This window comes from Hydrogenophaga sp., from assembly GCF_048549895.1.
Lineage (GTDB): Bacteria > Pseudomonadota > Gammaproteobacteria > Burkholderiales > Burkholderiaceae_C > Hydrogenophaga.
This window is the reverse complement of record NZ_JBLYYB010000030.1, coordinates 1-7516: the sequence shown is the minus strand read 5'-3', so window position 1 is coordinate 7516 and position 7516 is coordinate 1. Positions and strand designations below refer to the sequence as shown.

General features: G+C 60.1%; 5 protein-coding genes and 2 pseudogenes. 3 read left to right on the top strand and 4 right to left on the bottom strand.

All coding sequences use genetic code 11. The annotated features are described in order from the left end of the window. A partial coding sequence (locus tag ACN4F8_RS02555) for a hypothetical protein (protein ID WP_419472152.1) occupies positions 1 to 261 on the top strand: 261 nt, incomplete at its 5' end. Between the two features lie 989 nt (positions 262 to 1250). Here the strand turns inward: ACN4F8_RS02555 and ACN4F8_RS02550 are convergent. The 4 genes from ACN4F8_RS02550 to ACN4F8_RS02535 all read right to left on the bottom strand — a co-directional run bounded on the left by ACN4F8_RS02550 (position 1251) and on the right by ACN4F8_RS02535 (position 6497). Next, positions 1251 to 2360, bottom strand: a complete 1110-nt coding sequence (locus ACN4F8_RS02550; protein ID WP_419472151.1) for a ParB/RepB/Spo0J family partition protein — start codon at positions 2358 to 2360, stop codon at positions 1251 to 1253. A gap of 4 nt (positions 2361 to 2364) precedes the next feature. Next, a complete protein-coding gene (locus ACN4F8_RS02545; RefSeq protein ID WP_419472150.1) occupies positions 2365 to 3063 on the bottom strand; it encodes an AAA family ATPase in 699 nt (232 codons plus the stop codon). A 504-nt stretch (positions 3064 to 3567) separates the two neighbouring features. Then, positions 3568 to 5994 (bottom strand): phage integrase family protein, encoded by a 2427-nt coding sequence (locus tag ACN4F8_RS02540; RefSeq protein ID WP_419472149.1) that lies wholly within the window; start codon positions 5992 to 5994, stop codon positions 3568 to 3570. Positions 5995 to 6029: 35 nt separating this feature from the next. Beyond that, a complete protein-coding gene (locus ACN4F8_RS02535) occupies positions 6030 to 6497 on the bottom strand; it encodes a hypothetical protein (protein ID WP_419472148.1) in 468 nt (155 codons plus the stop codon). Positions 6498 to 7020: 523 nt separating this feature from the next. Here ACN4F8_RS02535 and ACN4F8_RS02530 point away from each other — a divergent pair. Next, positions 7021 to 7158: pseudogene (locus ACN4F8_RS02530) on the top strand (P-type conjugative transfer protein TrbG); the annotation flags it as partial. 2 nt (positions 7159 to 7160) lie between these two features. Further along, positions 7161 to 7421: pseudogene (locus ACN4F8_RS02525) on the top strand (conjugal transfer protein TrbI); the annotation flags it as partial. Positions 7422 to 7516 lie beyond the last annotated feature (95 nt).

Sequence of the window (7516 nt, the reverse complement as noted above, 5' to 3'; positions counted from 1 at the left end):
CGTTTGGCCATGAAACGCATTCTAGGGTGGAAACGCGCCCATCGGTCTTCCACCAATGGTGGGATTTCTGGCTGTTGGTTTGCTTGTTACAACGACAGCCGCTACGTTGTTCTTTTTGAAGAACACTTTGAATCCTTTAATACCTTTAGACCGGCACAACCCCAGTGTTTATGCGGCCTGCAGAGCGGTGAGGTGACCATCAATGGGAACAACGGTGACCGGTTATGGGCTCTCAGGTCATTGGATATGGGATCGGAGTGACCACCTATGGGTCGCAAGGTGACTGGATTTGGGTCTGAGGTGACCATCTATGGGATATCCACGTGGGTGACCAGTTATGGGAGCAGCTCGGCGCAAGCTCAGGAGCACCTCTTCAGCGTGTCCTGTTGTCGCATTTGCGCAATAGGTGACCGAATATGGGAACCCCGCAAGCCAGTCGGGTATTGGCGCAACCACTTTCCAAAGTGGGACTCGAGGTGACCGTTTATGGGAAATGCTTGAGGTGACCATTTATGGGAGGTCATGCTTACTTCGATGGATCAGGGCTACTCGCTGGTGACCATCTATGGGAGGTGGTTCTGGTGGGTTGCTCCCATGCGCCGGCCCTTCTCCAAGGGAATCTCAGTGCATGGTGGAAGGTTATGGGAGGCAGTAGAGCCAGGTCGACATGGTGCCGTCCAGCACAGGGTGACCATTTATGGGAAACCGTCAAGGTGACCATTCATGGGAACTTGGGCGAGTCTGGAAGCTACTCGTCAACCTGGGTGGAAGCAGTACGAGGCTCATTGGGTGACCATTTATGGGAAATGCTGGCGTGGTTCGAGCCCGGCCTGGGCTGATCCATCAGCTCTTAGGTCGCCACCTTTGGTGCGTTCAACTCGATTTGGCCGCTCCAAGGTGACCACTTATGGGACGTTTTTCCCCGAAAACTTACTTCTAAGCCCTGTGCGCGGGCCAAAAGGTGAAGTGAGGTGACCACTTATGGGATGCAAGACGGTCATTTTTGACGGTTTTCCCATAGCTGGTCACCTTTGTCGGTGATAACGGGGTGTCACCCAGCAGTTAGGTGGGGCCGACAGAGAGACGAACCGTGATATGGGCCGCTTTTTGGCACCTACCACGGTAGCGAGTGCTCACAGTGCAGGAATGGTGGAAGGGGAGTTGAGGCCTGATCTTGCCGTGCTTCAACTCATTTGTCGCGCCAAGGTGACCAGTTGTGGGACGGGTCCAGCTGCGGCTTCCTTGGCAAATCAGGTGCTTGCAACTCCCTTTTTGGCCATGAAGTCTTCCAAGGCCTTCACCAGGACTGTGCGCACTTCCGGCATCTCGGCCTCGGTGAGGCCAGCGAGCGTGAGGTCGACCCGTCCCTTGCGGGTGAACATCTTGATTTGCCCTTTGTGGTCGCCGAAGGCCAAGGGGTGAACGGTGCTGCGATCACGCGACTTTGGTCCGTCGAGCTTCGACTTCACCAAGGCGACGATCTGCGCTTTGTTGAGCTTGCGCCGCTTCACCTCCTCAATCACCTCGAAAGCGAGTTCCTGCCGTTGCTCCTGTTGGGCCTCGTCCATGTTTTCGTCGAACATGGTGGCGATGGCGTACAGAGCCGCGGCCGTGGAGGTCTCCTCGGAGCCCACCATGGCCCGCTGGAGCTTTTCGGGCATGCGGGCCATCCTGAGGTACTGGCTGACCGTTCCCTCGGATAGGCGCCCTCCCCCAGGCGCTTCCACCTTCTCGATGAGCTCGCGTTGGGACGACACGGCACCCTCCTTGAGCAGCGTGTGCAGGCTCAGAGCGAAATCGAGAGCACCAGTGTCGGAGCGCTGCTCGTTGAGTTCTCGCGCGCGGCGGAACAGGTCAAGCTTGTCTCTGGGTGCCCGTTCGATCTTCACGTCCAGGTAAGACCGGTCCGTGATCTTGGCTGCCCTGAAGCGGGTGCCACCGTCGATGAGCTTGATACGGCCCTCCTCCACGTAGCCATGAGCGGCAACGTCTTGCCCGTTCGGGAGCGTTTTTGCGATCTTGTCAATTTCCTCCCCGGTGTAGATCTGGCGTGGGCTCACCGGGTTGGTGTCGATCAGGTAGAGCGGAACCCGCACGATCTCGTCAGGCAAACAGGCGTTGAGATCGAACGGCACCGCTTTGGAAGCAACCGGAGCGCGGGGAAGGGTCGCAGGTGCGGGTTCCATGTCCATACCTGCAGGGGGAGTCGGGACAGGCACCGGCACGGCGAGCCCATGCGGCTGTGTCTTGGTGATGGCTTCGGCTGCAGCGAACTTGTTCACCGCCGCTGAGCTAGCAGCCTGCTGGTGTGCCTGCATTGCTTGCACGTTGTTGAGCTTGACTTTGGGAACTGGCTTCATGGCATCACACCTTTTTTTCGGCCGGGATCTTGAGGAGTTTGGCCACTGCGTCGGCCAAAGCGTCGATCTCTGCGATCGCGTCCTTGGCGTTCGGCATGGAGTGCACGGTGGCACCGTAGAGCATTGAACGAGTGAAAGCCACGCGGTCGCTGAGCACCTGCTTCAGTGGGGGGTAGTCGGGGAAGTTTTTGTCGTTCGCGATGGCTTCGAACGCAGCCTTTTCATCTGCGCGGTTGCGACGGAAAGCGGTGGCCACGGTCCGCACCGGATAGTCCAGGCCGCTGGTCTGCTTCGCCTTCTTGGCAAGCCCAAGGGCTGCAGGGAGCGCATCTGTATCTGCCGGACTGAGTTTGGTTGGGATGAGAGCGAGGTCGCTGACCAAGAGCGATGCCCAGGTTCCCGGCTGATCCACTGCCGGGGCGCAATCAACGAATATCAAGTCGTATTTACTCGCCAGCTTGCCCAGCTCGGCGGCCGTGTTGTCTTTGTATCGAAAGCCACTCCACAGAGTCGCCGGGAAGTTCTGTCCTCCCATTCGACCGAGCCAGGATGCCGCTGTTTGCTGTGCGTCCAGATCAGCCACCAGCACGTCATAACCGCGATGGCCGAACGTGCCCGCGAGCTGGCAGGTTGTGGTGGTCTTGCCGACCCCACCTTTTTGGTTGAACAACGTGACGATCTTGCCGAGGGGAGCTTTGCTCATAGACATTCCTTAATGAGAGTTGAATTGTCTAATATTTGTCGCACAACTTGCAAGACATTCAAGAGGACATCTTCATCTTTTTTGCGAGTTTTGCAACCACTCGTCCGATTGCTGAGGTGTGCGAGATACGCGCCCCAACTCTGGCTGCGTGGAAGATGCCCCAGTACCCACCGATCACCTGCGGAATAGTGGCTTACGCCTGGAGTGAAGTGTTGCAAGCCGAGCTCTTCATTGCAGTAGAAGGAACGCCAGCACCGTCGAACTTTTCCCGGGAAAAGTACCTGCGGCCATAGGTGGGGGCGAGTTCGAGCCTTCTTGTGAGGCGGGCACAGTCCTTCTTCTGGAAAGTCCGTAGGTGCTGTTCGCATGTCACGGGCCTGAGGGGTGAGATGAGGCGACTTTTCCCGGGAAAAGTTTTTCTAGAACGGTCTCTCGCCGCTGCGCCGATGTGCGCCACAGCGCTGACTTTTCCCGGGAAAAGTTTTTGCGAGCCTGGTCAGCGATCTAGCGTCCCAGTGGATTGACCTTCCGCAACGCCTTCACCATGCCGGAGATGTCTTGTTTCAGGTATGCCCCAGTGGTCGCGATGGAGGCATGTCCCAAAGCCTTCTGCGCGAAGTTGAGGCCCGCTCCCTCGGGATTTCGGCGCACAACCTCTTTGGCGAAGGTGTGCCTCATCCAGTGGGTGCTGAATGTGAGCCGCCGCTTCGCCACCTTGGCGTCGCCGTCAAGGCGGCGAATTTCGATCTGCAGGCGCGCGATCTCGTGGACATCCGCTCGTTTTGATGCACGCTCAAGCGCCGCTTTGACCGCTTTGTATTCTGGCTTCAGTGCAGCGATGTCGCGTTTCGCTCCGGTCTTCAGGAAGTGCTTGAGCGTTTTGTAGATCCCGTGTTTGCCCAGTGAGAAAGCTCGTTTCCCGGTGTTTGCAGGCGGCATACTCGTATTAGACGCAAATCCCGTCAGGGTTGCGATCAGTGGGCGCTCGATGCGAAAGGCGACCAGGCGAGGGGAGTTGTGACCTTCCGCCTTCTCGATGAGTTGTTCGACATCCCGGTGGTGTGCTTCGATCAGATCCTTGACCATTCCTGGGATGTATATCGTGCGCACCTTCTTTCCTTTCCCGACGACCTGCAATGCGAACTCGCCGGGTGCGACCTTGCCGTCAACCTGTGCGGCAATCATGCTCGAAACGCTGCTGGTCGCCACTTCCTCCAAGCGCATGCCTGTACGGAGCAGCAGTTCAAGCAGCAACTCGATTCGCCGAGTTCGTGCCTGCATCAGGGTAGGGCAGGGCGCTGAGGTGCCCCCCAGAATCTCTGATTTGGCTGCTCCCTTTGATGCGCTTTGCTTGCGTCGGTCCAGTAGCTGATTCACCCAGATCAGATCACCGTCATCGAGGGAGCGAGAGGTGTCCATTCCTCTGTCCATGACGGCCTGTGACTTCAGACTGGAGAATGGATTTCCTGTGAGGTAGGCATTCGTCAGCAGCGCCTGGTACATCAGCTTGATCACCGTGAGCGCGTACGTCTGGCTCTTTGCGCTCAGTTGGCCACGCCATGGTTTCCAGCGTGGATCATCTCGGGTCACACGGTCAGTGCCGATGAGTTCGGCAGGGATCTGCTTGAGGAAGGCTTGGTATGCCTGCGCGTGGCCGATGGACACGCTGGACACAGCCACGTGTGCAATGGAGTAGCACCAGATCAGGAACCGCTCGGCCTCACGTCGGTAGGCCTCGAAAGTTCGCGTCTTGTCTGCCACCTGAAACGACCGCAGCCACACGGTGATGGCATCGAGGTCGGTCTTGGCCTCGTAGAGGTTGGGTCCGCGCACCCGGAACAAGCCTTCCTGCCCATCGAGCCGAGCAGGCACCTGCAAGAGTTCGAGCGGAGCGATGTCCCATCCGGGGCGATGCGAAGCGGGCAGGGCGAGCGCGCCACCGGGCTCAGGCATGAGGTCAACGACCGTCCCGCTGGCGCGCTTCAGGGGCACGAGCGCGCTTTTGAGCGGGACGTAGGGCGCCCACACCGGACCCGTGTTTTGAATCCTCCCGACCGTGTCGGCGTGCTCGCTGAGCCAAGCCTGCAGACGGGCAGCTCGAATGGGGCCCAGTCGCGGCACCTTCCGATGCCAGTTGCGACCCGTGGCCCCGATGAACTTCACCAGCTGGCGCAGCGTCGTGATCTGCATCTGCGCCAACGTGCTAGCCAGCGTACCGGCCAACCAGATCGAGGTGTCTGCATCTGGGCGAGGACGGTAGGCCAGGATCGTCTGCAGTTCGTTGATGGCCTTGACCTTGCGGTCGATGATCACCGCGCGGCTGACCTCGGAGGACAGCGCTGCGCGTATCTCGATCCCGTTGTCCTGCAGGTACTCCTGGAAGCGCGCGGGCAGTTCAGCTTCACCGTAGTAGTCGGCGGAGGGCAGGCTGTCGAACCACGCCTCGTAGATCTCGTTGATGTCGCGCTTGTCGGCCTCAGCCCCTTCCTCCGGGATGGTCTGCGACATCACTGCGGCGGCCAGCTGCAGGCGCTTGTCCTCCGATGCTTGGGCGGTTGCGAGGATGCGCTGCTCCAGCTGATCGAACGTCGTTTTGAGGGTGGCTCCATGGGGCACGAGCGGGGCACCCTGCGAGTCGAAATGGACGTTGCCGTAGAAGCGGGCGTAGGCGTCATGAGGTGACATGCCGTTGACGACGCCGCGCACGAAGGAGAAGTCCTCAACGGTGAGTTCGTCCAGGTCGGCAAAGGTCGGGACTCGGTAGCCCGCCTGCCTGCCCCTGGGCAACTTAACCTTTTCAAGGGGAAGGGGGGTGGCGTCGTTCTTGCGCGGCCGCCCACGCCCGCGTTTGGACGCCGGCGCGGCCAGCGCGACCGGCTCCTCGACCGCGGGCAAGGCCTCGACGGTCTCTTGCGTGGGCTCATCCTGCATAGGGCCTCCTGTCGGTCGTGGGTGGGGTTGCGCTCTCAGATCTCGCCGTCGGGCCTGTTGGCGTCGCTGGGCGAGGGCGCTGCGGCCTGCAGCACCCCGCGCGCGAAGTCCATGATCAGGCGCTGGCGGGTCTGCACCTTGTTCTGCGCGATCTGCTCGACTGCCTCACGCTGGTGCGGCGCCCACGTGCTGACGCTCTGCATCCAGTCGTCGATGGCCTGGATCTCTGTGATCGCCACATGGGCCTTGCGGTGCCAGTGGTCGCGCTCTTGCTCGGTCATGCGCGAGAGCGCACGGCGGACCGGCTCCATGCGCGCCAGGAACGCCTCCAGCGCCTCGGGAGAGGGCAGGGGGCCTTGATCGCTGGGGGCGCGCTGGGCTGCGCGCGGGGAGCGTTGACGACCTCCCGACGAGGCCATGTCGATCCACATGCCTCCCACCACCAGGAAGGTGATGAAGAGCGAAATCTGAACGGCCAGTGATTCGAAGAAGTGCCAGTGCATGGGTTTGAGGGTTCTCGTTGGAGATGCCAATCGCCTCCAGATGAATCAACGGTCTTTGCACGCCATCTGAGAAAAGCGAGCGACTTTTTCAAAAAGCGCTTTTTCCAGACGATGTGTGCGACCGCAACCAGGTAAGTGCTTGATTCACTTGGAAAATTGGGCTGTCTCAGGACGGCTCGCATTTTTACACAGGTTTAAGTTTACGGCATCCTAATGCTAGTTAGGCAGACGTGATTCTTAAAAAACGGAAAAAAGCCGGACAAGTAAAGTTGTAAGAGCCCAGCCCGCGCCAAGGTGGACGCAGTGCGCGCGGCGGCAGTTGCGGAAAGCCACTCATCCTTCTCTTCCGCGTCACTGCGCTTTCTCCTTGCGCAAATGATTCCATATTATGAAAAGCCCGCCACTCTTCCGGCAGTCATCATTCGAACTCTCCGGGACCTCGGCATTGGGTTGCCAGGGGAGTTGAGTTGCAACGAGCAGTGTTGAAGGGGTGCTAGCGGAGACGCCGCCGGTGGCCGCTCGCTACCGCTTCCGCTCCCCATACTACGTTGTGGACCGACTGTTCGGCGCGGCCGAACTGCGGCTGGGCGGCGACCAGGCGCAGGTGGTGCGCATCGAGCGCACGGATGGAGTCGGGGCGGGCGCCACGCGGAGGAACTGAACATGAGAACATCCCCCGATGCAGCGCCAGCGTCTGCCGCGAAGGTCGAACCCGAATCCGTAGCCATGCGCGCTTCGCCTCGCCCTGCCACGCGCTTGAACCGCCGTGTGCTGGCTCTCGGTGCCGGCGTCCTGGCCGCCGCCGTGCTCAGCGGCACCCTGTGGTCGCTGCAGTCGAACAAGCGCCAGCGCAATCCCGCCACCGAGCTGTACAACGTCGATCGCGTCTCACGCGCCGAGAACCTGGACCAGTTGCCGAAGGAGTCAGCCCTGATTTATTCAGTTTGACGCCAAGGCCAAACGAGGGGCAGAGCTGCTGAGCGCGTGAACAAGCGGCTCGCGCGCCATCCGAGAGCAGT